Raw genomic sequence first — 25,802 nt, forward strand, 5'->3', positions numbered from 1 at the left:
TGTCGCCGACCTTGAACGACAGCTCGAGGCGCACCGCCAGCAGGCGGCGATCTGGGCGCAACTGGAATCCACCATCACCGAGGGCACCTGGGACATCAAGGTGGTCCAGGGCGATCTGCAACACCCGGACAGCCATATGCGCATCTCCAACCAGTTCCGCGCGGTGATGGGCTACGGCCCTGCGGAGCTGCCGGACGGTTGGGACGCCCAGGTCGGCATCACCCATCCCGACGACCTGCCGCAGATCATGGCGATCTTCGACCGCGAGATCCTCAAGCCCGGGGCCAGTGGCGAATACGTGTTCGAGTACCGCATGCGCCACAAGACCCGCGGCTACATCTGGTGCCGCGAGCGCGGCTGTGCGGTACGGGACGAAAGGGGCGTGCTGGTGCGTGTGATCGGCGCGGTGCGGGATATCAGCGACGAACGCAGTGCCCAGGCCAGCCACGAACAGATGCTCGCGCAGAACCAGACCACCTACGCGCAGATCGCTACGGTGGTGGGCGTGATCAAGAGCATCGCCGAGCAGACCAACCTGCTGGCACTGAATGCCGCGATCGAAGCAGCCCGGGCCGGGGAGGTCGGGCGCGGCTTTTCGGTGGTGGCGGAGGAGGTGAAGAAGCTGGCGGAGAGTACGCGGCAGGCGACCCAGCAGATACAGGCGATGCTAAGCGATCGGTAGATTGACGCAGACCCTGTGGGAGCGGGTTCACCCGCGATTAGGGTAGTGAATTCAATATCGCAATCGCGGGTGAACCCGCTCCCACAGGGTCTGCAGTATTTCTATAAATATATCTATCTGTTAATTGGTTATTTTGAACCCCGGATATTCCTTCCTATAGTGCCTCGCCTATAACTCGAAAAAGGATATTCCATGTTTCGCCGTCTTGTTCTTGCCTCGGTTCTGGTTGCGCTTTCCGGCTGTGCCAATACCCAACTTCCCGTTCATACGACCCACCCCGCAAGTTCAACGTTGCAAGGCGATCCGAGCCGGCCTGCCCAGGCCGCCTGGCAGCGTACCGAACTGTATTTCGCCCTCGGCCGCATCGACGGTGGCAAGGATCTGATCAGCGAATCCCGCTGGCGCGCGTTTCTCGATAAGGAAGTGACCCCGCGCTTCCCCGATGGCTTCAGCGTGCTGAACGCCTATGGGCAATGGCGGGATCACGGGGCGAAGGAGCCGGAGCGCCTGGACACCCGGGTGATCGTGATCCTGCATGCCGACACCGCCCAGGCCGGCAAGGATATCGAGGCGATTCGCCTGGCCTGGAAGCGGATCACCGGGGACCTGTCGGTATTGCGCCTGTCGCAGCCGGCCCACGTCTCCTTCTGAAAAAGCATCAGGGGACCGAAGTCCCCTGACTGTCAGAACCCGTAGGTCACCCGGGCATAGTAATAAGCCCCGTTGGTGCCGATCGGCGACAGCACGTCATAGGGCAAGTTACCCCCATAGTTGATCTCCGACCCGGAGCGCTCCGGATAGTTGTCGGTAAGGTTGTTGCCGCCCACGGCAATATCGAAGGTCGGGGTGAACTTGTACTGCACCTCCGCATCCAGCTGCCACACCGCACCATAGGTCTGCTCCGGCTGGCTGTCGCCGAAATCGAAGACGCGGGTGGTCTCGCCCTGGCGGGTCAGGCGGCCGAGCAGGCCCCAGTGCTGGCTGGTCCAATTGGCCGAGACGACGAAGCGGTCCTTGGGCGCGGCGTCGGTAAGGGTGTTGCGCTCCTCGACACCGACCAACGCATCGTTGCCGATACCCAGGGCGGTGAGCTGTGCAGGCGTGCCCTTGGTTTTGGTCACCTTGGTGTGGTTCCAGGTGTAGGCACCGGTCAGGGCCAGTTCGCCGTCGTAGAACGGCTGCCGATAGTTGAGCACCAGCTCCGCACCATCGGTGCGGGTATCGGCAGCGTTGGTGAAGAAGTTGACGTCATGCACCCCGGCCACGCCGAAGGTGTCGTTGATGTACTGCTCCAGGGCGTCGCTGCCGATGCGCTGGGACAGGGTGACACGGTCCTTCACGTCGATGCGGAACACGTCCAGCGAGGCATCGAAGCGCTCGCTGAGCTGGGCGGTAACGCCGAGGCTGAAGTTCTTCGAGGTTTCCGGATCGAGCTTTTCCGCACCCAGGGCGCGGGCGATCGGGTCGTTGACCGAGAGCACGCGGACATCGGTGAGGGTGCCGCCGTCGCCGAAGTTGCTGGTGGTGTGCTGGAAGCCGATCTGCGCCAGGGACGGCGCGCGGAAATTGTTCGATACCGCGCCACGCAGGGCCCATTGCTCGTTCAGGCGATAGCGCCCGCTGAGCTTGCCGGTCAGCTTGCTGCCGGCATCGTCGTAACGTTCCCAGCGCGTGGCGGCATCGACGAACAGGCGGTCGCTGAGGTCGCCGGACAGCTCGGCATAGGTGCCGAACACCTTGCGGTCCAGGTCCGCTTCTTCACTGGGGCGCAGGCCGTTGGCGCCATCGGCGCCGCTGCCGAAGTACGACGCCGGGTCGCCGGCAGTGGTCAGGTAGTTCTCGTAGCGGTATTCGCCACCCACGGCCAGCACGAAGGAGCGCTCGGCCAGGCGCAGTTCGCGGCTGAAGTCGAGGTTGGCGGTGGTCTGGCGCAGCTCGTAGTCGCCGGTGTCGAAACGGGTCGGCGAGTCGGCGCCGAGGCTGACGTTCAGGGTCCGTCGGCTGGCCGATTCGAAGCGGTTGCGGCCATGGGTCAGGCTGCTGTCGAAGTCCCAGCCATCCCCCAGCAGGCCCTTGAAACCGGCGGTGGCGGAGAGATCCTGGTTGACGCCGAGCGACTGCGGCAGGTAGCCGTTGGGGTAGAACTGCGGTTGCTCGTAGGGGTAGCGGTAGAACTGCGCGCCCGTGGAGTGGCGCTCGTTCCAGGTGCCGAAGGAGTACAGCTCGTGCTCGCCCAGGGGCAGCGAGCCGTTGAACCACAGGTTGACGTCCCGCGCCGAACCGTCGCCCATCACGTAGTTGCGCTGGCCCGGGGTGTCGGCGAAGCCGTCGAAGCCGGCTCGGTTGGTCGGGTTGCGTTCCTTGTACTCGGCACCGCCGCGCACGAAGCCGCCGTCCTCGCCCAGGCGTACGCCGCCCTTGGCCGTGGTCATGCTGTTCTGGCCATCGGTGGTGGTGCGGCCGATGGCATCCTGGTGGGTGTGGTAGGCGCCGTAGGTCGTGGAGACCTCGCCACCTTCCGGGGCGTCGTCGAGGATGATGTTGATCACCCCGGCGATGGCGTCCGAACCGTACTGCGCCCCGGCTCCGTCGCGCAGCACTTCGATGCGCTTGATTGCGCTGATGGGGATCGAGTTGAAGTCCACCGGGGCGGTGCCGCGGCCGATCTTCGACGAGTCGTTGACCAGCGCCGAGGTGTGTCGGCGCTTGCCGTTGACCAGCACCAGCACCTGGTCCGGGCTCATCCCGCGCAGTTGCGCGGCGCGGATATGGTCGGCACCGCCGGAGTTGGACTGGCGCGGCATGCTGAACGACGGCAGAAGGGTCTGCAGGGCCTGGCCCAGTTCGCCGTTGCTGGCGCCGGTGGCCTTGAGGTCGGCAGCCGTGAGCACGTCCACCGGTACCGGCGAGTCCAGCACGGTACGCGCCGTGCCGCGGGTGCCGGTGACCAGCACCGTGTCCAGGCGCCTGGCGTCTTCGCCGGTCGGCACGCTGTCTTCAGCCCGGGCGTTCAATTGAAAGAGTGCGGAGGTTATCGCAAGTGCAAGTAATGAAAGTTGGCGGTGTTGCATGGCAGCGCTCCTTGGACGGCAGGCAATAGCACCCACGACCGGCAACCTTGGAAGTTGCCGGGCAGGGCAGTACCGCAGCCGTTTTTTAGTTTTGATTGAAAGTGCGATCGAAGCGGGGAGGCGCCGCTGTATGGCAGAGGCGTTGCACGCAAGTGTTCAGGGTTCGGGTCTCAGTCCACCTTTGGAATCCACGCCGGGCTGGCAATCGCCGCGCTGTCGCCGAAGGCGGGCACCTTGCGCGCCAGGTCGCGGACGTTCTTCACATCCAGGTCAAGCAGCTGCTGGCGGCTGATCAGGGTCGGCGGCACCAGCAGGCGCCGGCCCGGGTCTTCCCCGGCGATCAGCATCGCCAGGCTGCGCACGCTGATGGCTCCGGCCACCTGCGGATTGATCGCGGCGGTAGCGGTCCAGGCGCTGTCGGGCTCCTTCATGATCTGGATATCGGCGGTGGAGATATCGGCGCTGTAGATCCTGATCTTCGCGGCGCGGCCCGCTTCGTCCACGGCGATCTTGGCGCCTTTGGCGAACTCGTCGAAGGGCGCGAAGATCACGTTGATATCCGGGTTGGCGCGCAGCACGGCACTGGCCTGGTCGGCCACCGAGTTGGCGATGGGCGGGTTGAGGGTGCCGAAACGGGCCTTTTCGACGATGCCCGGGTTGGCCGCCTTGACCTGGCGCCAGATCTCGTCGCGGCGCTCCATCGGGGTGAAGCCGCCGATATAGACGTAGCCGGCATTGAACGCCGGGCCGTTGTCCTGCAGCGCCCTGTCCAGGGCCAGTTGGGCGATGGCGTGGTGGTCCTGTTCGATCTGGGTGACCCTGGGGTTGTTCAGGTCGACATCGAAGGCCACCACCTTGATGCCCTTGGCCACGGCCTTGTCTACCGAGTCGCGCAGGGTTTCCGCCAGCCCCAGCTGGACGATGATGCCGTCGACGCCAAGGTCGATGGCCCGCTCGATCATCTCGCGCTGGCTGGCCGCCTGCTGCCGGGCGTCGAAGATGCGCAGCTTGACGTCGAGGGCGGCGGCCTGTTTTTCCACGCCTTGCAGGTAGGCCTCGGGGAAGTCGCCGGAGAACAGGTAGCCGACCAGGGCGATCTGCACCTCGCCCTTGTCGAAGGGCGCGGGGGCGCCGGGCAGGCCCTTGGCCTGGGCTTGCCAGCCCAGGCTGACGAGCAGTACTGCGGCGAGAAGGTGGCGAACGAAACGCTTGGGTGATGCGGTCATGGGTGGTCCTTGCAAGTCGAAGAAGTCAGCGGGTCTGCCGGGCGAGGCCGAAGGTGAAGACCAGGGCCAGCATCAGGACCAGGCCCTTGACGAAGTCCTGGGCGTAGTAAGGCGCGTTGAGCATGGTCAGGCCGTTGAGCAAGGTGGCGATCAGCACGGCGCCGGCCAGGGTGCCGAAGGCGTTGGCCTTCTTCGCGCCGAGCACGGCGAAGCCGATCAGCGCCGCGCCGAGGGCGTCGAGCACCAGGCCGTTGCCGGAACTGACATCGCCGCGCCCGAGCCGCGCCGCCAGGAGCAGGCCGCCGACCGAGGCGAGCAGGGCCGAAAGCACATAGGCCAGCAGCTTGTAGCGCTGCACCGGGGCACCGGCCAGGCGCGCCGCCTGTTCGTTGCCGCCGATGGCGTAGAACAGCCGGCCGATCCGCGTGCGTTCGAGAAACAGCCAGACCGCCAGGGCCAGCACGGCGGTGACCAGCACCGGGACCGGCACCATGTCCCACAAGCGGCCGCGGCCCAGGGCGAGGAACGCCGGGCTGAACACGCCCTCGGTTTCCTCGCCGCCGGGCAGGGTCATGCCCACGGCGATGGAGCGCCCGCCGGTGGGTATCAGTTGCACACCGATCACCAGGAACATGCTGCCCAGGGTGGCGAGGATGTCCGGGATGCCCATGCGTACGATCAGCCAGCCATTGAGCAGGCCGACCAGCGCGGCGCCGGCCAGGCTGATGACGATGGCAGGCAGCGGGCCCCAGTCCAGCACCACCATCACGTAGCTGGCGATCATCAGGCTCATGGCCGCCACCGCGCCGATGGACAGGTCGAGGCCACCGACGGCCATGGTCAGGGTCACGCCGAGGGCGAGCAGGGCGACGATCGACACCGACTGGAGAATGATGAACAGGTTGCTGACCTGGACGAACGCCGGTTCGACCAGGCTGAACAGCACTACGATCAGGCCCAGCAACAGCAGCAGGCCATAGTGGATCAGGGCGTCCAGCCAGCGCCGGGGCGCAGGCTGCAGAGAGCGGGATAGCGAATCAGGCACGCACGGTACTCCTTGGCGTTTGCGGTGTCGGGGGAGCGCTCCCGGCCAGTTCGGCCACCAGGGCATTGCGGCTCAGGTCGGTGCGGGAGTATTCGGCGACCACGGCGAAATCCCGCACCACCAGGATGCGGTCGGCGATCTCCAGGGCTTCGTCGATATCGGTGCAGATCACCAGGGTCGCGCGCTGGCCGGCGCCGTTGCGCAGCAACTGGCCGATCTCGCGGCGGGCGCGGATGTCGACGCCCTGGAAGGGTTCGTCGAGGATCAGCAGGCGCGCCTCCTGCAGCAGCCAGCGGCCGATCACCACCTTTTGCTGGTTGCCGCCGGAGAGGCTGGCCATTGGTGCGTCGATGCCAGCGGTCTTGATCCCCAGCTCGCTGACCTGCGTGGTGACGGCTGCGGCCTCGGCGCGGCGGTCGATAAAGCCGCCGCGGCTGAATCGCTGGAGAAAAGGCAGGGTCAGGGTCCGGCGCAGGGAAAAGCCCGGCACCAGGGAGCCAGCGGCACGGTCCTCCACGGCGAGGAATACCCCGGCATCGATCGCGTCCCGGGGCGAACGCGGCTGCCACGGCTGGCCGTCCAGGTGCAGGCTGCCGGCGGCAGGGCGGCGCAGGCCGAAGAGGGTTTCGGCGATCTCGCTCTTGCCGGCGCCGAGCAGGCCGGTCAAGGCTACCACCTGGTTTTCGTGCAGGGTCAGGTCGAAGGCCCGCGACTGCGGCAGCAGGCGCACGTCGCGCAGGCTCAGCACTTCGCGGCCCGGCAGGCGCGGCACGAAGCGCAGCGGGTCGAGTGCCACGCCGAGCATCGCCTCGATGGCCTGCGGCAACTGTTGCGCGTTGAATTCGCCGACCAGCCGGCCATCGCGCAGGACCAGTGCACGTTCGGCGATGCATTGCAGGTCCGCGAGGCGATGGGAAATATACAGGATCGCCACGCCGCGCTGGCGCAGTTGCCCGATCAGCTCGAACAGCCGCTGCGCCTCGGCCGCAGACAGTGCCGCCGTGGGTTCGTCGAGGATCAGCAGGCGCGGTTGCAGGGCCAGGGCACGGGCCAGCACCACCAGTTGGCGTTCGGCCTGGCCGAGCTGTTCGATGGGCGCGTGCAAAGGCAAATCGAGGTTCAACCCGGCCGCGATGGCTGCTGCCCGCTGGTGCAGGTCACTGCGCCGCACCCAGGGACTTGCCTGCGCCTGGCACAGCTCGTCGAGCATCAGGTTTTCCGCCACGCTCAGGCCCGGCACGATGCCGTCGTCGACATGCTGGTGCACCGCAACTATCCCCGCCCGGCGTGCTGCCAGCGGCGAGTCGAAGCGTTGCTGCGTACCCTGTACGCACAGTTCGCCGCGGTCGTGAGGCTGGCTGCCGGCGAGGATCTTCACCAGGGTGGACTTGCCCGCGCCATTGGCGCCGAGCAGTGCCACCACTTCGCCTGGGAAGAGCTGCAAGTCCACTCGGTCGAGCGCGCGCTGGGCACCGAAGTCCTTGCTCAAGGCGCGCAACTCGACCAGCGCCTGTGGAAGTTTCATAAGAACATCCTGAACTAATGAATGGTGGCGATTAAATTCACTGGTCGAGTAAAAATCAAATAGCCAGATCGTATGGAAAACGTTTTTCGGTTATATGCAATCGGTCAACTGTTTGGCAGTGAACAGTTGATCAACAAAGTGTCTTGAAGATAACAGGCTGACGTGCGGCACAAGCATAAGTACCGGCGATCCAGTTATTAAAATTCCCGTACAGGTCATGGAAATCATCGGGTTAGGGCGATCGGGAGGGCATGGCATGTCGCTTGCTATTGTGCTTGCTCAATAACCTTGAATTTTATTTTTCAATTAAGCGGCCCGCACTTTTTATTTGCCTCGGTCCCCTGCCCAATGAAAGGACGCATCATGAGTTCCACTGCCGTTAGTTACGAAACCCTGCAACAGCGCTTTGCCGAAAGTTTCCAGCGGATTGCCGAAACCGCCGTGCACCGCGAGCAGCAACGCGAACTGGCCTTCGAGGCGGTGCGCTGGCTGCGCGAGGCCGGTTTCGGGGCCTTGCGGGTGCCCCAGGCATTGGGCGGGCTGGGTGCGAGCATCCCGCAGTTGTTTCGCCTGCTGATCGAACTGGGCGCGGCGGACTCCAACCTGCCGCAGATCTTCCGCGCCCATTTCGGCTTCGTCGAAGGCCGCCTGTCCAGTCGCGACCCGGTATCCCAGGCGCATTGGCTGGGCAAGGTGGTGGACCGGCAACTGTGGGGCGCGGCCATGGCCGAGCGCAGCGGTACTACCGGCATCACGGTGGCGCTGAGCCCGCTGGAGCCCGGCAATGAACAGGCTGGCTGGCGCCTGGATGGCGAAAAGTACTACTCCACCGGCACCGTGTATGCCGACTGGATCGCCGCCGTGGCCCTGGCCGGCGATGATTTTGTCAGCGTGGCGCTGCCGGTGGCGGCCGAGGGCGTTACTGTCGTGGACGACTGGGATGGCTTCGGCCAGCGCCTGACGGGGAGCGGTACCACCCGCTTCGATGCCGTGCGCGTGCCCAACGAGCATGTGATCCGCCGCTACAAGCCTGATGAAGTGCGCGCCGAATCCTACCTGACCGCCTATTACCAACTGTTCCATCTCGCCACCCTGGCCGGGATCGCCAAGGCCGTGCTGCGCGATGCCACGGCGTTCGTGAAAGGCCGCACCCGGGCTTTCGGTTTCCCTGGGGAGGCCAGTCCCAAGGATGATCCGCTGGTGCAGCGGGTGATCGGCCGGCTGTCCAGCCTGGCGTGGTCGGCGCAGACCCAGGTGCTGGCGGCGGCCGAGCAGGTGCAGCAGGTGTTCGATGCGGAGCAGGGCGGCTATGCCGAGGAACATCATTACACCGAGGCGGAAGTGGCCGCGTTCCAGGCCCAGCAGATCATTATCGGCCAGGTGCTGGAAGCCACCACGCTGTTGTTCGAGGTTGGCGGCGCGTCTGCCACCAGCGAAACCCGGCGCTTCGACCGTCATTGGCGCAATGCCCGCACCCTGGCTTCGCACAACCCGGCGATCTACCGCGAGCGCGTGCTGGGCAACTACCACCTCAACGGCGTGACCCCGGACCAGGCCTGGCTGGCCCAGCAAAGCGCCGGCAACGGCGTGCGCGACGAGGCCAGTGCGGTATGAGCAATCGTCGTGGGGGACATATCGGCCTCGGCCTGAACGTCCTCGGCTTCGGCGCTCATCCGGGGGCATGGCGCAAGGCGGAGGCGGGGGCGACGGCCCATCTGGATATCGCCCATTACCAGAACATCGCCCGTATCGCCGAGCGTGGCTGCCTGGATGCGCTGTTTCTTGCCGACTGGTCAGCCTTGAGCGGTGATCCGGCGAGCCAGCCGGTGGGCCATCTAGACCCGGTGGTGCTGCTCAGCGCCGTGGCAGCGGTGACCCGGCGGATCGGGTTGATCGCCACGGCGGCCAGCACCTACAACGATCCTTTCGGCACCGCCCGGCGCTTCGCCTCCCTCGACCATGTCAGCCAGGGCCGCGCCGCCTGGAACCTGGTGACCAGCGCCAGCGACGAGGCCGCGCGCAACTTCAGCCTGCCCGGGGTGCCAGGCCATGCCGAACGCTATGCCCGGGCCGAGGAATTTCTCGAGGTGGTGCTCAAGCTGTGGGACAGCTGGGAGGATGGCGCGATTATCGGTGATGCGGCGGGCGGGCGTTTCGCCGATCCGGCCAAGGTCCGCGCCATCGACTTCGTCGGCGAGCATTTCGCGGTGCAGGGGCCGCTGAACGTACCGCGCTCGCCGCAGGGGCGGCCGGTGCTGGTGCAGGCCGGGTCGTCGGAGCCGGGCAAGGTCCTGGGCTCACGCTATGCCGAGGTGATCTTCACCACCCAGACCACCCTTGATGCCGGCCAGCGTTTCTATCGCGATATCAAGGCGCGCGCCGTGCGTTGGGGACGCAACCCCGACGACCTGAAGATCATGCCCGGCCTGGCCACGGTAATCGGCAGTACCGAGGCCGAGGCCCGGGCGCGCTTCGACGAGTTGAACGCCTGGCATGGCGAGCAAGGCTTGCTGGAGCGGGTGGCGGCGCGCTTCGGGCTGGCGGCCAGCGAACTGGACCCGGACGGACCGCTGCCATGGGCACGGATTGGCGAAGTGGCGGATTTCGAGCGCGGTTCCCAGGGTTTCCTTGAGGCGCAACTGAACCTGGCGCGCCAGGAAAACCTCAGCATCCGCCAGTTGTCGCGGCGCATCCTGGTCGGTCACCGCCTACTGGTCGGCACCCCGGAGCAGGTGGCCGACAGCCTGGACACCTGGTTCCAGGCCCATGCCGCCGACGGCTTCAACATCATGCCGGACGTGTTTCCGTCCGGCATCGAACACTTCGTTGACGAGGTGGTGCCGCTGCTGCAACGGCGCGGCCTGTTCCGTCATGAATACAGCGGCAGCACCCTGCGCGAGCACCTCGGGTTGCCGTTTCCGCAGAATCGATACTCACGCTAGGGATCCAGCATGCGTTACCGCCAATTGGGCAACAGTGAACTCCAGGTCAGCGTGCTTGGCCTGGGCAGCATGACCTGGGGGCATCAGAACAGCGAGGCCGAGGCGCACCAGCAGATCGAGCTGGCGCTGGCCGCCGGGGTCAACCTGATCGACACCGCCGAGATGTACCCCACGCCGACCAACGCCGAAACCTGGCGTACCACCGAGCGCTACATCGGCAACTGGCTGGCGGCCAGCGGGCGGCGCGACGAGGTGATCCTGGCGAGCAAGATCGCCGGACCGTCCAGCGAGAAGGCGCCGCAGCCGCATATTCGTGGCGGCCTCAGCCGGCATGACCGGCGCAATATCGTCGAGGCGCTGGAGGGCAGCCTGCAACGCCTGGGCACGGACTATCTGGATCTCTATCAACTGCACTGGCCGGATCGTCGCACCACCACCTTCGGCCAGCGCGAATACGCGTGGCAGGACGATCCCGAAAGCACTGCCATCGAGGAAACCCTGGCGGTGCTGGCCGAGCAGGTGCAGGCGGGCAAGGTGCGGCATATCGGCGTTTCCAATGAAACGCCGTGGGGTGTTGCCGAGTTCATCAAGCAGAGCGAACGCTTGGGTTTGCCGCGGATTGTCAGTGTGCAGAATCCCTACAGCCTGCTGAACCGTCTGTACGAGGGCGGATTGTCGGAGTTCGGTCACCGGGAAGGCATCGGCTTGCTGGCGTACTCGCCGCTGGCCTTCGGGGCGTTGACCGGCAAGTACCTGGGCGGCGCGCGACCGGCGGGTTCGCGGTTATCGTCGCTGTACCGCACCTTCAATCGCTACGACAGTCCATCGGCCCAGGCGGCCATCGCAGATTATGTGGAGATTGCCCGGGCGCATGGGCTGACCCCGGCCCAACTGGCGCTGGCGGCGGTGATCGACAAGCCGTTCGTTGCCAGTGCGCTGACCGGACAGACCAGCCTGGCGCAGTTGCGCGAGAACCTGGGGGCGCTGGATGTGGTGCTGGGTGACGAGCTGCGTGGGCAGCTTCAGGCTGTTCACCAACGGATTCCCAATCCGGCGCCCTGAGCGCAAGCCGGTCACGGGCGCTGTGGGGGGCGAACAACAGTTCCAGAGCACGACGCATACCCTGTGGGCGGGTTCACCCGCGATTGCGATGGTGAATTCATTACCGCAATCGCTGGCAAGCCAGCTCCCACAAGGTCCGCCCCGGGCACGAATGCTGCGGCTGACCCAGCACCCTGTGGGAGCTGGCTTGCCAGCGATGAGGCCATCAGCCTCACCCTGGATCCGGCGATGTACCCCACAGGGTACGCGGTGTTCAGAAGTATTGTTGTTGTCAGTTTTATTAAATCGGCACTAGCACAGTCCATCCAATATTCATTGATCCAGATCAATTATTTTAAAAACGAAGTTTTGATTAATCGTTTGTCCTTTCGCCAGTTTCCCGGCGCCGGAAAATAATCCGAATAATATCTTGCCGAGTAATGGCTAAGCGCCATATCGCGGCGTAAGCTATGCCCCGCGCCAGTCGCTCACCTCCCGGCCCCAGAGGCTCTACGCTTGGTCATGCAGCGCTTTGCTGCATGGCTTCGTAGCGCTTTGGCCGCTTTCAACAAGTTGCGTTCGGATCGACTTGATGTCCACTACCCGGAATCTTTCTGAGATCTTCGTTCATACCCTGGAACAAGCCATCGACAGTGTTGTTGTGATCGATAGCGATAACCGCGTCATCCTCTTCAACGGTGCCGCGGAAAAGTTGTGGGGTTTTCATCGCGAAGAAGTGCTCGGCAATAATGTGAGCATGTTGGTACCGGAGAATATCCGCAGCAAACATGACGGTTATGTCGATAGCAATCGCCGTACCGGGGTCAACAAGATCGTCGGCACTACCCGCGACGTGCCGATCCACAAAAAGGACGGCAGCCAGCGCTGGGGTTCGATGTCGATCTCGCGGGTCGAGACCGAGGGGCAGATTCTCTACACCGCCTTCGTCAAGGACGTGACCGAGCAGCGCAAGGAGCGCAAGCGCACCAAGCTGTTGTCGCTGGTGGCCGACCAGACCGACAACGCGATCTTCATCACCGACGGTAGCGGCAGGCTGGTGTACCTGAACAAAGGCTTCGAAAAGCTGTTCGGCTACCACCTGGAGGAGATCGCCGACTGCCAGCCGGCGCAACTGCTGGTGCCGGATCTGCCACCGCAGCGGCTGGTGGGGTTGCAGCGCGATTTGCGCGGCGGGCGCTCGTGCCAGGTCGAGGAGTTGTTGCAGGTCAAGGGCGGCGAGCGCATCTGGTGCAACGTGGCGATCAACCCGGTGGCCGGGGCCAATGGCGAACTGGCCCATACCGTGACCGTGCTCACCGATATCACCGCCTCGAAGATCCATCAGGTGCTGCAGCACTGCATTCTCGACGCCATGGTTCGGGAAATGCCCCTGGCGTCGGTGATGGACCTGCTGTGCAGCGAAATCCGGCGCATGGCGCCCGAGGTCCGCGCCGCGGTGATCCAGGTCGACGAGGACGGCGCCATGCACCCGCTGGCGGCACCGGGTTTTTCCGAGCGCTACGGGCAACTGCTGGAGGGCATGCCGATCCGCGATGGCATCGGCTCGTCCAGTGTGGCCGCCTGCCGTGGCGAAATGGTCTTTGCCCGGGACATCGCCAGCGATCCGCACTGGACACCGATCCGCGACGAGTGCAGGGCGCTGGGTATCAGCAGCGCCTGGTCGATTCCGATCAAGAGCGCCAAGGGGGCGGCGATCGGCGTCCTGGCCTTTTATTATGGCGAGCACCGCACGCCTTCGGTCCTCCACCAGCAGATCGTCGAGGTGGTCCTGCCGCTGTGTGCCGTGGCCATGGAGCGCGAGGCCAACCGCGAGAGCATTCGCCAACTGGCGTTCTACGACAGCCTGACCCGCCTGCCCAACCGCAGCCTGCTGCACGCCAATGCCGACCATGCCTTGATCGAGGCGCGGCGTACCCGGACGGCCTTGGCGGTGCTGTTCATCGATCTCGATCGCTTCAAGCAGATCAACGATTCCCTGGGGCATCCGGCGGGGGACGAACTGCTCAAGCTGGTAGCCCAGCGCCTGGGCGCCAACCGCAATAGCAACGATATCGTCGGCCGCCTGTCCGGCGACGAGTTCGTGGTGGTGCTGCCCGATTGCGACAGCGAGCGGGTCAACGACACCATCGAGGAGATCCGCCAGGCGATTTCCCAGCCGTGCCGGATCGCCGGCTCCTGTTTCTCGCCCTCGGCCAGTATCGGCGTGAGCCTGTATCCGCGCGACGGCCACGATATGAGCAGCCTGATCCACCGCGCCGACATGGCCATGTACCAGGCCAAGAGTGCCGGGCGCGGGCGGTTCAGCTTTTTCAGCCACGAGCTCGACGAACTGGCCCAGGAGCGCCAGGCCCTGGAAAGCGCGTTGCGCGAGGCGATCGCGCAGGGCTCGCTGCAACTGCATTACCAGCCCCAGGTGACCATCGAAGACGGCCAGGTCTATGGCGTCGAGGCCCTGGCCCGCTGGACCCACCCGACCTTCGGTGTGGTCTCGCCGGCGCGCTTCATCCCGCTGGCCGAGGAGTGCGGGCTGATTACCGAGCTGGGCCACTGGGCTTTGCGCGAGGCCTGCCGGCAACTGGCGGCATGGCGGCGCAAGGGCCTGAACATTCCTGCGGTGTCGGTGAACCTGTCACCGAGCAACTTCCATAACCTGGACCTGGCCGCAATGATCGGCAACGTCCTCGACCAGCACGGCCTGGCTGCCACGGACCTGACCCTCGAACTCACCGAGAACCTGCTGCTCGATACCAATCCCGGGACCATGAAGGTCCTGCATGAGCTCAATGCCCGGGGCATCCGCCTGGCCATGGACGACTTCGGTACCGGTTATTCGAGCTTGAGTTATCTGCGCAAGCTGCCGATACAGGAACTGAAGCTGGATCGCAGTTTCGTGCTGGATCTGGAAGCGGACGAAACCAGCCGGGCGCTGAGTGACGCAGTAATGCGCATCGGCGATAGCCTGCACCTGAAAGTCGTGGCCGAAGGGGTCGAGCAACACGGCCAGTACCGGATTCTGAAGGACCAGGGGTATCACGTCGTCCAGGGCTACCTGTTGTCGAAGCCGCTCCCGGCGCACGACCTGGAAGCCTGGATGATGAAGTATTGACGCATTGATCGGGCAAGCTGCTCACACTTTCGCACTCTTGGAGGTAATCCCTCATGTTTCCAGCGTATCGGCGGCTCAAGCAGGAACTGGCAGAGGCACAGGACCGGCTTTCATCCCTCGAGCAGGTCAAGGAAAGCCTCGACCGCGAGATGCTCTTTCTCAAGTTGAACTCCCAGGGCCAGGTTCTTTCGGCCAATGCCAATTTCCTCGGCGAAATGCAGTACTCCGCCGCTGCGGTGGAGGGCAAGGTCCTGTTCGGCCTGGTTCCGGAGTATGCCCAGGGCACCAACCACTTCAACCTGATGAAGCGCGCGATCCAGAGCGGCGAGCACTGGGCCGGGGCCTTGCAGCTCAAGCGCGGCAATGGCAACGAGGCTTGGTTGCGCGCCATCGTCCAGCCGATCAAGGACCGCAACGGCCAGGTCAACTACATCTCGTTGTATGCAAACGACCTGACCCGCACCATCGAGTCGTCCCGTGAGCGCGAGAACCTGATCGAGGCCCTGCAGCGTTCCACCGCCGTGGTCGAATTCGACCTGCAAGGCAATGTGCTGACCGCCAACGAGCGGTTCCTGCAGGGCATGGGTTATACGCTGGCGGCCCTCAAGGGCCAGCATCACCGGGTGTTCTGCGATCCTGCCGAAGTCGCCTCGCCGCAGTACGAGCGCTTCTGGGACAAGCTGCGCCGCGGTGAATTCATCGCCGACCGCTTCAAGCGCATCGACAGCCATGGCCAGGTGGTCTGGCTGGAGGCGACCTACAACCCGATCTCCGATGCCCATGGGCGGCTGTACAAGATCGTCAAGTTCGCCACGGTGATCACCGACCAGGTCAACCGTGAAATCGCCGTGTCCAAGGCTGCGGAAATCGCCTTCACCACCTCGCAGCACACCGACGACAGTGCCCGCCGCGGCAGCGTGGTGATCCAGGAAACCGTAGAGGTGATCCAGGGCCTGGCAGTGCAGATGGCGGCTGCCGTGGAGGGCATCGCGGCGCTGGACAAGCAGTCGCAGATCGTCGGCAGCATCGTCAAGAGCATCGGCGGCATTGCCGACCAGACCAACCTGCTGGCGCTCAACGCGGCGATCGAGGCGGCCCGGGCAGGGGAGCAGGGCCGCGGCTTCGCGGTGGTCGCCGACGAAGTGCGGCAGCTGGCGTCGCGCACCACCAAGGCCACCGAGGAAATCGTCGATGTGGTCACGCAGAACCAGAAGCTGGCCGAGGAAGCGGTGCGCATCATCGAGCAAGGCAAGGCCCGGGCCGAGCAGGGCCTGGAGCTATCGGCCCAGGCGGGCAATGTGATCGTCGAGATCCAGGACGGCGCGCAGAAGGTGGTGAACGCGGTGGGGCAGTTTACCAATCAGCTATCGGTGTGAACCTGGAGGGCCTCATCGCTGGCAAGCCAGCTCCCACAGGTTCGGCGGTGCACACGGCCCTGTGGGAGCCGGCGTTGCCAGCGATGAGGCCCTCAGCAACAACCAAGAGCTTCAACGCCTGCCGTTGAAGAACCCGGATAACTGGTGCAGCGTCTTCGCCGCCGTGAGGATCGCCGGGCGGAAATGGTCCTTGCCGATGATCCGCGCATGCTTCACCGAGCTGAACAGGTCGTAGCGGCTGGAGCCCTCGGCCATGCCTTCGGCGAGGATCTTGCAGACGATATGGCTCGGGGTCACCCCGAAACCGGAGTAGCCCTGCACATAGAAGGCATTGCGCCGACCACCGAGCGTGCCGATCTGCGGGAACAGGTTGGCGCTGGTGGCCATCGGGCCGCCCCAGGCGAGGTCGATCTTCACGTCCTTGAGGTAGGGGAAGATCTTCAGCATCAAGGCGCGGTTCCAGGCCTTGAGGTCGTTGGGGATGTGCTCGATGAAGGGCGTCGCGGCACCGAACAGCAGGCGGTTTTCGTTGGTCACCCGGTAGTAGTCGATGACCGGGCGGATATCGCTGTAGGCCCCGCGGATCGGGCTGATGCGCTGGATCAACTCGTCGGAAAGCGGCTCGGTCATCAACTGGAAGGCGTAGGTGTTGATGGTACGGCTGTGCAGTTCCGGCTCCAGCTTGTTGAGGAAGCTGTCGCAGGCCCACAGCAGCTTGGCGGCCTTCACCGACCCGCGGCCGGTGCGCACGGTGATGGTGTCGCCATAGCGCACTTCGAGGGCGGCGCTGTGTTCGAAGATGCGCACGCCGTGGCTCACCAGGGCCTGGGCTTCGCCGAGCAGCAGGTTGAGCGAATGCACGTGGCCGCCACCCATGTGCAGCAGGGCGCTGCTGTAGGCGTCGGAGCCAATGATCTGCTTGACCTCGGAACCGCCGAGGAAGCGGATTTCATCCTTGGTATTGACCTTCTTGAACTCCTGCTCCCAGTTGCGCAGGGTGCGGGCCTGCCGGGCGTTGAAACCCATGTAGCCGTAGCCATGGCGAAAGTCGGCATCGATGTTGTACCGGGCGATTCGCTCCTTGATGATCCCGGCGCCCAGCTCGCTGATTTCGAAGATCTGCTGCAGGCCTTGTTCGCCGACGCTGCTGCGGATTTTCTCGAGGTCGTGGCCGATGCCGGCCATGATCTGCCCGCCATTGCGCCCGGTGCCGCCGAAGCCCAGGTAGCGCGCTTCCAGCACCACGATATTGGTGATGCCTTTCTCGGCCAGTTCCAGGGCGGTGTTGATGCCGGAGAAACCACCGCCGATCACCACCACGTCGGCTTCGATATCGGCTTCCAGGGTGGGAAAGGCGAGGTTGTACTTCTTGGTGGCGGAGTAGTAGGTGGGCGTTTCGACGTTGATCATGGGGCGGCCTGAATAATTGGAGTTGGGCAGGGGCGACCGTGGCGCTTGTTACACTTTGCATTAAATGCCTAACGATCGGTAGGTGCTTGACTCAGGTTGCCGGGGGATTTGATCGGGGCTGCCAAGAGAAGTGGAGATCTTGCCGGAGAGGATCTTTTGGATTTGATGGCCTCATCGCCGGCAACGCCGGCTCCCACAGGGTTCTGAGCCACTGAATCCGGGCATGACACCGAACCTTGTGGGAGCCGGCGTTGCCGGCGATGAGGCCCTTGGATCTGGATTACAACCGGCCAACCGCCGCCAACTGCCCCGAAGACGCCTGCGCCGCCGGAATCGCCGAGCCATCCTGCGGGGTCACCGGGAAGATCGCATTGATCTGCCCGGTCGCCGACGAACCGAAGTAAGGCGTGACCACCTCGACCTTGCCATCGTACTTCGACCAGCCCAGGGCGCCGAGAAGCATGGCGGTGTCATGCATGAAACCTTCGCCATGGCCCTTGACCGCATATTCCGGAAGCATGGTGCAGAAGTCGTCCCACTCGGCGTTTTCCCACATTTGCACCACGCGGTGGTCGAGGGTTTCCAGGAACGGGCTCCAGACCTTGTCGGCGAATTCCGGGGCCTGGCCGTTCTGGGCGAAACGGTGCGACAGCGAACCGCTGGCGAGGAAGGCGACGGTCCCCTCGTAGTGATCCTCCACCGCCTTGCGCAGGGCCCAGCCCAGGCGCGCACTATCGTTGAGGTAATGCGAGGTGCACAGGGCGGAAACCGAGACGACCTTGAAGTGCTGGTCTTCGTTCATGTAGCGCATCGGTACCAGGGTGCCGTATTCCGGGCCGAGGCTGGTGGCGTCGTGGGCCATGGTCTCGACGCCGAGGCGGTTGGCCTCGGCGGCCATCAGCTTGCCCAGCAAGGCATTGCCCGGCACTTCGTAGTCCATGTTGGCGATGAAGTGCGGCAGCTCGTTGCTGGTGTAGGTGCCCTTGAAATGCGGGCTGCAGTTGATGTGGTAGTTGGCGTTGACCAGCCAGTGGGTGTCGAACACCACCAGGGTGTCGACCCCCAGTTCGCGGCAGCGCCGGGAAATCTCCTTGTGGCCATCGATCGCGGCCTGGCGATACCCCTGGCGTGGGCCGGGCAGCTCGGAAAGATACATGGACGGAACGTGGGTGATCTTGGCAGCCAGAGCAAGTTTGCCCATGACGGTACTCCTGGTGGCAGACGCCCTCCTGGCGGGGCGCGGCAATTATCGGGACGTTGGCACGCAGGCACCATCGGCCAGTGGCTGGCTCTTGTGGCCCGTCCCGGACTCGGGAAATGCGGGCTGCCCATTGGACACGGTCACCCGCGTCACCGCTTGCCTTCCTCTGCCAAGCACTTGACCCAGCTTGCCACGGGTGGCTGGGGGCCACCAGTGGCAGGCCGCTTATGCCCACCAATACCGGACGAAATGGAAGAAGATCGGCGCCGCAAAGCACACCGAGTCCATCCGGTCGAGCATGCCGCCGTGGCCCTCGATCATGTGGCCCCAGTCCTTGACCCCGCGGTCGCGCTTGATCGCCGACATCACCAGGCCGCCGAAGAAGCCCATGATATTCACCACCAGGGCCATCAGCGCCGCCTGCCAGGGGCTGAACGGCGTGATCCAGTACAGCGCGGCGCCGACCAGGGTGGCCAGGGCCACGCCGCCGACCAGGCCTTCCAGGGTCTTGGACGGGGAGAGCGACGGTGCGACCTTGCGCTTGCCGAACAACTTGCCGCAGACGTACTGCAACACGTCGCTGATCTGCACCACGAGGATCAGCCAGGCGATCAGCAGCAGGTTGCGCCCCTCGAAGCCGGGGATGTCCAGGGTCATCAGTGCCGGCACCGAGGACAGGCAGTAGACCGCTATCATCAGCCCCCACTGCACCTTGGACGCGCGTTCGAGAAAACGCGTGGTATCGCCGCCGAAGCTGGCCAGGATCGGCAACAACAAGAACAGGTACACCGGAATGAAGATGCTGAACAGCCCGTACCAGTCGAAGCCGATCAGCAGGTACTGCACCGGCAGCGCCACGTAGAACGCCAGCACCAGCGCCGGATAGTCGCTGCGCCGGGTCGGGGTGAGGGTGATGAATTCGCGCAATGCGTAGAACGACACCAGGTAGAACAACACGATCACCCCGGTCTTGCCGAAGATGAACGCCAGCCCGATGATCAGGACCATCACCCACCAGGCGTCGATACGTGCATTCAAGTTATCGATCACCACGTGTGGGCCGGGGCCGGCGCGCCATTTCAAGGCGCGGCCGATCAGGCTGGCAAGCAGGAGCAGGGCGCCGATGCCGGCGAACAGTGGCCAGGCGGAAGCGTGCATGTCAGACCTCCTTCGGGGCCAGGGCCAGCAGGGCATGGCTGGCGCGTTCGATAAAGGCCTGCTTGCTCTCGTCGGCCTGCAGTTGCAGCGGCTCGCCGAAGCTCAGGGTGCACAGCAGCGGCAGGGGCAGGGTGCGCCCCTTGGGCATGACCCGGTTGAGGTTGGCGATCCACACCGGTACCAGTTCGATGTCCGGTTGCGCCCGGGCCAGGTGGAACAGCCCGCTCTTGAACGGCAGCAAGGGCTCGTCGCCGAGGTTGCGCGTGCCTTCCGGGAAGAAGATCAGCGAATCACCCTGGGCCAGGGCCTCTTTCACGGGCAGCAGCGGATCGGCCTCGGGCTCGCTGCGCTGACGGTCCAGCAGCACGCCGTTGAACACCTTGCGGATCAGGAAACTGCGGATCCCGGGCTTGAGCCAGTAATCGGCCCCGGCCACCGGGCGGGTGCGGCGGCGCAGGGTTTCCGGCAAGGACGCCCAGATCAGCACGAAGTCGCCGTGGCTGCTGTGGTTGGCGAAATACAGGCGCTGGATCGGCAGCGGGCTGCAGCCCAGCCACAGGGCACGGGCCCCGGTGACCAGGCGGGCGAAGGAAGTGATGAGGAAGGCGGTGAATGTAGCGAGCATGGGTGCGTCCTTTATGCAGCCGGTGGAAGCCAGGGCAGGATCAGCAGCCCCGACAACGCCAATGACACTTGTACAGCGAAACAGATGCCTTGCCGGCGCAACAGACGCAAGGCGCCGCGACAACGGGCCAGCCAGTCGCGCTCGGCCACGCCGCGTTTCAGGCCCAGTTCGTACAGGGCCTGGTCGAGGGCCCGGGTGCGGCTGCCCAAGCGTCCGGCATCGTTGGCCAGGGCGCCGATCAATTCGGCATCCAGGGCCACGCGCAGGGCATGGTACTTCTGCGCCAGCCCAAGGATCAGCAGCAAGGCACATAGCGTGCTGGTCAGGCCGGGATGACGGGGCGCCAGCAGCAGCGGCGCCAGGCCGAAACCCAGGGCCAGCAGGCTGATGCCGTCGGACAGCCTTTCGATCTGCCGACCGCGCTCCAGCAAGCGCGCAGTCAGGGCCAGTTGCGGTTCTTCGCTCATGGACAGGCTCCCGGGTGCAAGCGTTCCAGCACGCGGCGGTGGGCCGGGTACAGCACCACGCCGGGCCGGGCCTGGCGGATCAGCGCCTCGGCCGCGTCGATATCCGCGCAGCGGCCGCTGAGTACCAGCCAGGCCGCCACCGCGCTGGCGCTGCGCGAGTAGCCCAGGGCACAGCAGACCAGCAGCGGGCCATGGGCGCGCAAGGCTTCGATGGTCGCTGCGGCCTCGCGGCACAGCGCGGCGTCCGCTACCACCAGGTCCAGGCTGGGCAGGCTGCGATAGTGCTGGCCAGGGGCGGGCGTCATCGGCAGTTCGGCACACAGATCGACTACCCCGGAGAAGGCCGTGGCCTCGCCCCGGGCGGGCAGGCGACCGAGCCAGACGCCGGCGCAGACCTCATCGGCCTGCGGGTGACGGCGGGTCCACAGGCGTGAATTGATCCAGGCTGCCGCCAGATAGGGTGCCAGCAGCCAGCGTACCGCGCAGGACAGGTTGCCATCGGCCCCTTTCTGGAAGCCGGCAGCGCCGAACACGGCGTAGTTCAGCGCCACCATCAGCAGCGCAATACCGGGCCACAACAGCCAGAGCCAGAAGCCTTTCAAGGTGAAGGCCAGCGCTGCGAGCAGTCCGGCCCCCAGGCCGTAGCGCAGGGCCAGGCCGAGACGCCGTCGCGACGATTGCAGGCGCGCCAGGCGCAATGGCAACTCGCCTTCCCGGGGCCACAGCCACAGGCACAGGAAACCGGCCAGGGCACCCGTGGGGAGGTCGATGAAATGGTGTTGCCAGGTGGTCAGTACCGACAGCCCGATCAGCGCCATCCAGGCATGCATCAGGCCACGTAGCCAGGCCCCGCGGGTATGCCGGGCGAACATCGCCCAGATGATCACCAGCAGGGCGATATGCAGGGATGGCGCCTGGTTGTAAGGCTTGTCGAAGCCCATCAGCACATCGAACAGCCAGCCGAATGCGCCAGCGAGTTCCGGGCGCTCGAAGGTGAAGCGCAGCGGCCAGAGCAGGAAGCAGGCGATGCAGATCAGCTGGGCGCTGAGCAGGCGCAGCGCGTGCAGGTCCATTTCCCGGCGATTGCGCGGGAGCAGGAAGGACAGGCCGTAGAGCAGGTCGATGGACCAGTAGGGCACGATGCTCCACGACCACAGGGGAATGTGGCGTTCCCAGTCGAAGACCAGCGTGCCGACGTCGTTGCGCCCGGCGGTGAAGCTGTTGCTCAGGCCATAGCTGAGGAAGAACAGCGGGCCGAGCAACAGCAGCCAGAGCACACCGCGCTTGATCAGCCCCGGTTCGCGCGAGACCTGCATCAACGTACCCGCCGGGCCAGGCTGACGCTGAAGATGCCCCACTCATCGATGCGCTGCTCCAGCTTGCGGAAGCCGGCGGCCTCGACCAGTTGGTCCATCTCCGCCTGGCTGCGCCGACGCATGACCCAGGGCTGACCGTCGCGATGGCTGGTCAGGGCGCGGGCGATCATCTCCAATTGCGGGTGCCACGGCTGGCCGGTGTAGACCAGGTAGCCGCCGTCTTCGACGGCATCGGCCAGGCCGCCGAGGGAGGCGCGGATCAGGTCGTTGTCGGGGAACAGCTCGTACAGCCCGGACACCACCGCCACGCTCGGCCGTGGATCGAGGGCGGCGAGGGACGCCCGGTCGAAGGCGTCGCCACGCACGAAGCGGGCGATATCGCCCAGGCCTTTCTCCTCGATCAGCGCGCTGCCCTGGCTGACGTTCAGCTCGCTGTAGTCGCGCAGCAGGATCGAATCGGGACGCTGTTCCAGCCCTTCCAGTGCTTCGAGAATGTAGCGCCCGTGGCCGGCGGCGATATCGACGATATGCACCGCCCGCCCTTGTTCACGCAGGCGGGCGATGGCCAGGCGCAGCAGTTCCTCGGCATGCAGCTTGCGCTGGCGGATGCCGCGCCAGCCGATGGCGTCGAGGTAGTTGCGGTCCACCAACTGGCCGAAGTTGCCCTTGCCGGCGGGCTGGTTACGGTAGACGTAGTCGAGGGTGCTGCCGGAATCGAAACCGGTGTCGAAGCCCAGCTTGATGCCCTCGGACAGCCCCTTGCCCAGGCGCAGCGAGGCGCGGGTGGCCTGCCAGTAGAGGTTGCGCAGCGAGTATTTCGGCAACGGCGCAGCCAGGCTCTCGGCCTCGGCGCAACTGGCGCCCTGCCTGTCGGCGTCGAGCAGGCTCGGGCGCTGCGCGGGCTGCTGGAAACACTGGCGGACGAAACGCCGGATCCGTGCCAGGGCATGGCCGCGATCGCGCTCGCCGAGGGTGTCGTGGAAGAAGCCGGGGAGGATGTGCTTTTCCTTGTGCAGGGTGCCAAGGCGCTCGAAGAAATCTTCCTGCGGCTTGCGCCGGACCACCACGTCGGCCCCGGAAATCAGCAGTTGCGTGGGGATCTGGATCGCCTGGGCGTCGGCCACCACCCGGTCTGCAGCATCGTACAGCCCAAGCAGCATGTTCACCGAGATCGGCCGGGTGATCAGCGGATCGCTGCGGTAGCTCAGCACCCGCTCCGGATCATGGGTAAGCAACTGCGGCTTGACGTAGCTGTTGACGAAGAAATTGCCGCGCCAGGCGCGCAGCGCCTTGAGACCGGGGCGGGCGAAGGGCACGTACAGCTTGATATCGAAGGCCGGCGAGGCCAGCACCAGGCAGCGCACCTTGGGCGCGTAGTCATGGGCCCAGGTCGCCACCAGCACGGCGCCGACGCTTTGGGCGAGAACGGCGATATCCGTTTCGGGAATCCCGTGCTGGTCGCCGATATGGCAAATGAAGGTCTGCACGTCGCGCACGCTGTGGGCGAAGCCCGGGCTGTCGCCGCGGGTACCCGGGGACTGGCCGTGGCCGCGGGCGTCCCAGGCGAAGAAGTCGTGGTCGGGCAGGTCCAGTTCATCTACCAGGTGAGCCATGCGGCCGCCGTGTTCATGGCCGCGATGGAACATGACCACGGCCTTCCTGGCCTGCCCCGGCTCGCGTTGCGCCGGCCAGTGGCGGTAGAACAGTTCGACGCCGTCGTGGGTGGTGAAATGCGATGAGTGCGCCTGGCGCATGGGACATATCCTTATCCAGCAGGGAATTCGCGGGTTTCTGCCAGACCTTGGCGAACCCGGTTATAGAGGGTGAACAGGCACAACAGGAGGACCACCAGCAGCACGCCGTTGACCCAGGCAGCCGGGATGGCGAAGGCCACTGCCAGGCCCAGGGCACCGAAGACGAAGGCACGGTCGCTCTTGCCCATGGGGCCGTCGTAGCGTCGCGACGCCCCGGCCAGCGGACCCATGACCCCGGCGTATTCGCTGACCAGCGCGGCCACCGCCACCAGTACCACCAGCAGCGGCCAGACCCCGGGCAGCAGGGCGAAGGGCAGGTACAGCGCGGTATCGGCAATGACGTCGCAGAGTTCGTTGAGGTAGGCGCCCAGGCGCGATTGCTGGCCGAACTCCCGGGCGAGCATGCCGTCCACGGCGTTGAGCGCCATGCGCAGCAGCATCCATAGCGGCAGCAGGGCGAACAGCCACGCATGGGAAGCGCCCCAGGCCAGCAGCACGCCGAGCAGTACGGAGACCAGGGCGGCGACGAGGGTCACCTGGTTGGCGGTGACGCCGCGCTCATGGAGGCGGCTGACACCCGGGCGCAACAGCGCCTGGAAGCGGGGTTTGAGCTGGTAGATCGATGGCACTTGAACTTCCTTGAGCAGATGCGTGACCGGGCTATCGATAAAGCGTAAGCGCGAAACTGTGCTTTTCCAGCGAAGCGCCGTACAGGGCTTCAAGCGGGAAATGTTACCCAGCGCAAATTTTCGGGTAGTATACGATTCGTCTGCGTTTCATATAGGAAATGTCCATGGGTATCGTAAAGATCTCTGAAAGCATGCATGAGAGCCTTCGCGTCGCCAGTAGTGCCCTGAGTCGCTCGATCAATGCCCAGGCCGAACACTGGATGCGCATCGGCATGCTCGCCGAGCTGCATCCCGACCTGAACCACAACGAAATCTGCCGTCTGCTGATCCAGGCCGAACAGCAGGGCGGCCTCGATATCAGGCAGGTCTGCGCCCTCGACGGCGCCTCGAACCCACGTGTCCTGGAGGCCCAGCATTGAGAAACATCACCCTGCATACCCCCGAGCAGGTCGCCCGCTCGCGCATCGCCGCCGAACTGGCCGCCGATGTGCTGGCGATGATCAAGCCGCATGTCCAGCCCGGGGTCAGCACCGATGAGCTGGACCGCATCTGCCACGACTACATCGTCAACGTGCAGAAGGCCATCCCGGCCAACGTCGGCTACCACGGTTTCCCCAAGACCCTCTGCGTCTCGGTCAACGAGGTGGTGTGCCACGGCATTCCGTCGGCACGGGTGCTCAACGAAGGTGACATCGTCAATATCGACACGGCAGTGATCAAGGACGGCTGGTATGGCGATACCAGCCGCATGTACACCGTGGGCAAGGTCAGTGCCGAAGCCCAGCGCTTGATCGACGTGACCTTCGAGGCCATGTGGGCGGGGATTCGCGTGGTGCGGCCGGGGGCGACCCTGGGCGATATCGGCCACGCCATCCAGTCGGTGGGCGAGGGCGCCGGATTCAGCGTGGTCCGCGAATACTGCGGACATGGCATCGGGCAGGTCTACCATGGCGAACCGCAGATCCTGCATTTCGGCCAGCGTGGCTATGGTATGCGCCTGAAGGAAGGGATGATCTTCACCATCGAGCCGATGCTCAACTATGGCAAGCGCCAGACCCAGACCCTGGCGGACCAGTGGACGGTGGTCACCAGGGACAATTCATTGTCGGCGCAATGGGAGCATATGGTGGTGGTGACCAATGATGGGTTCGAGGTCCTCACCACCTGGCCTGAGGACCGCCGCTAACCTTTGTAGGCGCTGGCTTGC

At 65.0% G+C, this 25,802-nt stretch carries 21 protein-coding genes and 3 pseudogenes; 12 read left to right on the forward strand and 12 right to left on the reverse strand.

Annotated elements, in window-relative coordinates; all coding sequences use genetic code 11:
* Positions 1-136: 136 nt before the first annotated feature.
* From ACKLLE_RS05650 to ACKLLE_RS05660, 3 genes and pseudogenes are all read left to right on the forward strand, one after another.
* Positions 137-394, forward strand: a pseudogene (locus ACKLLE_RS05650) (PAS domain-containing protein); the annotation flags it as partial.
* 33 nt (positions 395-427) lie between these two features.
* Positions 428-670 (forward strand): annotated as a pseudogene (locus ACKLLE_RS05655) (methyl-accepting chemotaxis protein); the annotation flags it as partial.
* A 204-nt stretch (positions 671-874) separates the two neighbouring features.
* A complete protein-coding gene (locus tag ACKLLE_RS05660; RefSeq protein WP_420057139.1) occupies positions 875-1,333 on the forward strand; it encodes a DUF3574 domain-containing protein in 459 nt (152 codons plus the stop codon).
* A gap of 32 nt (positions 1,334-1,365) precedes the next feature.
* Here the strand turns inward: ACKLLE_RS05660 and ACKLLE_RS05665 are convergent, their stop codons facing one another.
* The 4 genes from ACKLLE_RS05665 to ACKLLE_RS05680 all read right to left on the reverse strand — a co-directional run bounded on the left by ACKLLE_RS05665 (position 1,366) and on the right by ACKLLE_RS05680 (position 7,549).
* Positions 1,366-3,753 carry a TonB-dependent receptor plug domain-containing protein gene (locus ACKLLE_RS05665; RefSeq protein ID WP_420057140.1) on the reverse strand — a complete coding sequence of 796 codons (2,388 nt, stop codon included), beginning with the start codon at positions 3,751-3,753 and terminating at the stop codon, positions 1,366-1,368.
* 170 nt (positions 3,754-3,923) lie between these two features.
* Positions 3,924-4,979, reverse strand: coding sequence for a substrate-binding domain-containing protein (locus ACKLLE_RS05670; protein WP_420057141.1), 1,056 nt, complete (start codon positions 4,977-4,979; stop codon positions 3,924-3,926).
* Between the two features lie 25 nt (positions 4,980-5,004).
* Complete coding sequence (locus tag ACKLLE_RS05675; protein WP_420057143.1) at positions 5,005-6,024, reverse strand: ABC transporter permease; 1,020 nt, start codon at positions 6,022-6,024, stop codon at positions 5,005-5,007.
* Positions 6,017-7,549, reverse strand: coding sequence for a sugar ABC transporter ATP-binding protein (locus ACKLLE_RS05680; RefSeq protein WP_420057144.1), 1,533 nt, complete (start codon positions 7,547-7,549; stop codon positions 6,017-6,019). The genes ACKLLE_RS05675 and ACKLLE_RS05680 overlap by 8 nt, the downstream gene beginning before the upstream one ends.
* Positions 7,550-7,912: 363 nt before the next feature.
* Here ACKLLE_RS05680 and ACKLLE_RS05685 point away from each other — a divergent pair, with 363 nt between their 5' ends.
* The 7 genes and pseudogenes from ACKLLE_RS05685 to ACKLLE_RS05715 all read left to right on the forward strand — a co-directional run bounded on the left by ACKLLE_RS05685 (position 7,913) and on the right by ACKLLE_RS05715 (position 16,035).
* Positions 7,913-9,163 (forward strand): acyl-CoA dehydrogenase family protein, encoded by a 1,251-nt coding sequence (locus ACKLLE_RS05685; RefSeq protein ID WP_420057145.1) that lies wholly within the window; start codon positions 7,913-7,915, stop codon positions 9,161-9,163.
* On the forward strand, positions 9,160-10,491 hold the full coding sequence (locus ACKLLE_RS05690) for an LLM class flavin-dependent oxidoreductase (RefSeq protein WP_420057147.1): 1,332 nt from the start codon (positions 9,160-9,162) through the stop codon (positions 10,489-10,491). Before ACKLLE_RS05685 ends, ACKLLE_RS05690 begins: the two co-directional genes overlap by 4 nt.
* A 9-nt stretch (positions 10,492-10,500) precedes the next feature.
* Positions 10,501-11,553 (forward strand): NADP(H)-dependent aldo-keto reductase, encoded by a 1,053-nt coding sequence (locus ACKLLE_RS05695; protein ID WP_420057148.1) that lies wholly within the window; start codon positions 10,501-10,503, stop codon positions 11,551-11,553.
* Positions 11,554-11,616: 63 nt separating this feature from the next.
* On the forward strand, positions 11,617-11,949 hold the full coding sequence (locus ACKLLE_RS05700) for a hypothetical protein (RefSeq protein WP_420057149.1): 333 nt from the start codon (positions 11,617-11,619) through the stop codon (positions 11,947-11,949).
* Between the two features lie 175 nt (positions 11,950-12,124).
* A complete protein-coding gene (locus ACKLLE_RS05705; RefSeq protein ID WP_420057150.1) occupies positions 12,125-14,659 on the forward strand; it encodes an EAL domain-containing protein in 2,535 nt (844 codons plus the stop codon).
* Positions 14,660-14,808: 149 nt separating this feature from the next.
* Positions 14,809-15,489, forward strand: a pseudogene (locus ACKLLE_RS05710) (PAS domain-containing protein); the annotation flags it as partial.
* Between the two features lie 135 nt (positions 15,490-15,624).
* The gene (locus ACKLLE_RS05715) at positions 15,625-16,035 is read left to right on the forward strand and encodes a methyl-accepting chemotaxis protein (protein WP_376699756.1); all 411 of its coding nucleotides are present in this window, start codon (positions 15,625-15,627) and stop codon (positions 16,033-16,035) included.
* A gap of 111 nt (positions 16,036-16,146) precedes the next feature.
* On the opposite strand, the gene ACKLLE_RS05720 is transcribed toward ACKLLE_RS05715, so the two are convergent.
* The 8 genes from ACKLLE_RS05720 to ACKLLE_RS05755 all read right to left on the reverse strand — a co-directional run bounded on the left by ACKLLE_RS05720 (position 16,147) and on the right by ACKLLE_RS05755 (position 24,595).
* On the reverse strand, positions 16,147-17,445 hold the full coding sequence (locus ACKLLE_RS05720; RefSeq protein ID WP_420057151.1) for an NAD(P)/FAD-dependent oxidoreductase: 1,299 nt from the start codon (positions 17,443-17,445) through the stop codon (positions 16,147-16,149).
* Between the two features lie 280 nt (positions 17,446-17,725).
* The gene (gene hpaD, locus ACKLLE_RS05725; protein WP_009401618.1) at positions 17,726-18,646 is read right to left on the reverse strand and encodes a 3,4-dihydroxyphenylacetate 2,3-dioxygenase; all 921 of its coding nucleotides are present in this window, start codon (positions 18,644-18,646) and stop codon (positions 17,726-17,728) included.
* A gap of 225 nt (positions 18,647-18,871) precedes the next feature.
* Entirely contained in the window at positions 18,872-19,804 is a 933-nt protein-coding gene (locus ACKLLE_RS05730; protein ID WP_420057152.1) for a phosphatidate cytidylyltransferase, read from the reverse strand.
* Between the two features lies 1 nt (position 19,805).
* On the reverse strand, positions 19,806-20,429 hold the full coding sequence (locus ACKLLE_RS05735) for a lysophospholipid acyltransferase family protein (protein ID WP_064302817.1): 624 nt from the start codon (positions 20,427-20,429) through the stop codon (positions 19,806-19,808).
* 11 nt (positions 20,430-20,440) lie between these two features.
* Positions 20,441-20,896, reverse strand: coding sequence for a hypothetical protein (locus ACKLLE_RS05740; RefSeq protein ID WP_009401614.1), 456 nt, complete (start codon positions 20,894-20,896; stop codon positions 20,441-20,443).
* Complete coding sequence (locus tag ACKLLE_RS05745; protein WP_420057153.1) at positions 20,893-22,212, reverse strand: phosphatase PAP2/dual specificity phosphatase family protein; 1,320 nt, start codon at positions 22,210-22,212, stop codon at positions 20,893-20,895. Before ACKLLE_RS05745 ends, ACKLLE_RS05740 begins: the two co-directional genes overlap by 4 nt.
* The gene (locus ACKLLE_RS05750; RefSeq protein WP_420057154.1) at positions 22,212-23,966 is read right to left on the reverse strand and encodes a bifunctional alpha/beta hydrolase/class I SAM-dependent methyltransferase; all 1,755 of its coding nucleotides are present in this window, start codon (positions 23,964-23,966) and stop codon (positions 22,212-22,214) included. Before ACKLLE_RS05750 ends, ACKLLE_RS05745 begins: the two co-directional genes overlap by 1 nt.
* Positions 23,967-23,977: 11 nt before the next feature.
* Positions 23,978-24,595, reverse strand: a complete 618-nt coding sequence (locus ACKLLE_RS05755; RefSeq protein WP_081263153.1) for a CDP-alcohol phosphatidyltransferase family protein — start codon at positions 24,593-24,595, stop codon at positions 23,978-23,980.
* 164 nt (positions 24,596-24,759) lie between these two features.
* On the opposite strand from ACKLLE_RS05755, the gene ACKLLE_RS05760 reads away from it, so the two are divergent.
* Together ACKLLE_RS05760 and map are read left to right on the forward strand one after the other, a co-directional pair.
* Positions 24,760-25,014: a ParD-like family protein gene (locus ACKLLE_RS05760; RefSeq protein WP_064302814.1), complete on the forward strand. Its 255-nt coding sequence runs from the start codon at positions 24,760-24,762 to the stop codon at positions 25,012-25,014.
* A complete protein-coding gene (gene map, locus ACKLLE_RS05765; protein WP_420057156.1) occupies positions 25,011-25,781 on the forward strand; it encodes a type I methionyl aminopeptidase in 771 nt (256 codons plus the stop codon). The genes ACKLLE_RS05760 and map overlap by 4 nt, the downstream gene beginning before the upstream one ends.
* The last annotated feature ends 21 nt before the right edge of the window (positions 25,782-25,802 follow it).

The organism is Pseudomonas bharatica, from assembly GCF_048586865.1.
Lineage (GTDB): Bacteria > Pseudomonadota > Gammaproteobacteria > Pseudomonadales > Pseudomonadaceae > Aquipseudomonas > Aquipseudomonas bharatica.

Coding starts and splice junctions, on each gene's coding strand:
- hpaD (WP_009401618.1), bottom strand. CDS start 18,646: ATGGGCAAACTTGCTCTGGCTGCCAAGATCACCCACGTTCCGTCCATG.
- ACKLLE_RS05735 (WP_064302817.1), bottom strand. CDS start 20,429: ATGCTCGCTACATTCACCGCCTTCCTCATCACTTCCTTCGCCCGCCTG.
- ACKLLE_RS05715 (WP_376699756.1), top strand. CDS start 15,625: ATGGCGGCTGCCGTGGAGGGCATCGCGGCGCTGGACAAGCAGTCGCAG.
- ACKLLE_RS05760 (WP_064302814.1), top strand. CDS start 24,760: ATGGGTATCGTAAAGATCTCTGAAAGCATGCATGAGAGCCTTCGCGTC.
- ACKLLE_RS05745 (WP_420057153.1), bottom strand. CDS start 22,212: ATGCAGGTCTCGCGCGAACCGGGGCTGATCAAGCGCGGTGTGCTCTGG.
- ACKLLE_RS05665 (WP_420057140.1), bottom strand. CDS start 3,753: ATGCAACACCGCCAACTTTCATTACTTGCACTTGCGATAACCTCCGCA.
- ACKLLE_RS05705 (WP_420057150.1), top strand. CDS start 12,125: ATGTCCACTACCCGGAATCTTTCTGAGATCTTCGTTCATACCCTGGAA.
- ACKLLE_RS05720 (WP_420057151.1), bottom strand. CDS start 17,445: ATGATCAACGTCGAAACGCCCACCTACTACTCCGCCACCAAGAAGTAC.
- ACKLLE_RS05695 (WP_420057148.1), top strand. CDS start 10,501: ATGCGTTACCGCCAATTGGGCAACAGTGAACTCCAGGTCAGCGTGCTT.
- ACKLLE_RS05685 (WP_420057145.1), top strand. CDS start 7,913: ATGAGTTCCACTGCCGTTAGTTACGAAACCCTGCAACAGCGCTTTGCC.
- ACKLLE_RS05690 (WP_420057147.1), top strand. CDS start 9,160: ATGAGCAATCGTCGTGGGGGACATATCGGCCTCGGCCTGAACGTCCTC.
- ACKLLE_RS05660 (WP_420057139.1), top strand. CDS start 875: ATGTTTCGCCGTCTTGTTCTTGCCTCGGTTCTGGTTGCGCTTTCCGGC.
- ACKLLE_RS05730 (WP_420057152.1), bottom strand. CDS start 19,804: ATGCACGCTTCCGCCTGGCCACTGTTCGCCGGCATCGGCGCCCTGCTC.
- ACKLLE_RS05670 (WP_420057141.1), bottom strand. CDS start 4,979: ATGACCGCATCACCCAAGCGTTTCGTTCGCCACCTTCTCGCCGCAGTA.
- ACKLLE_RS05740 (WP_009401614.1), bottom strand. CDS start 20,896: ATGAGCGAAGAACCGCAACTGGCCCTGACTGCGCGCTTGCTGGAGCGC.
- ACKLLE_RS05680 (WP_420057144.1), bottom strand. CDS start 7,549: ATGAAACTTCCACAGGCGCTGGTCGAGTTGCGCGCCTTGAGCAAGGAC.
- ACKLLE_RS05750 (WP_420057154.1), bottom strand. CDS start 23,966: ATGCGCCAGGCGCACTCATCGCATTTCACCACCCACGACGGCGTCGAA.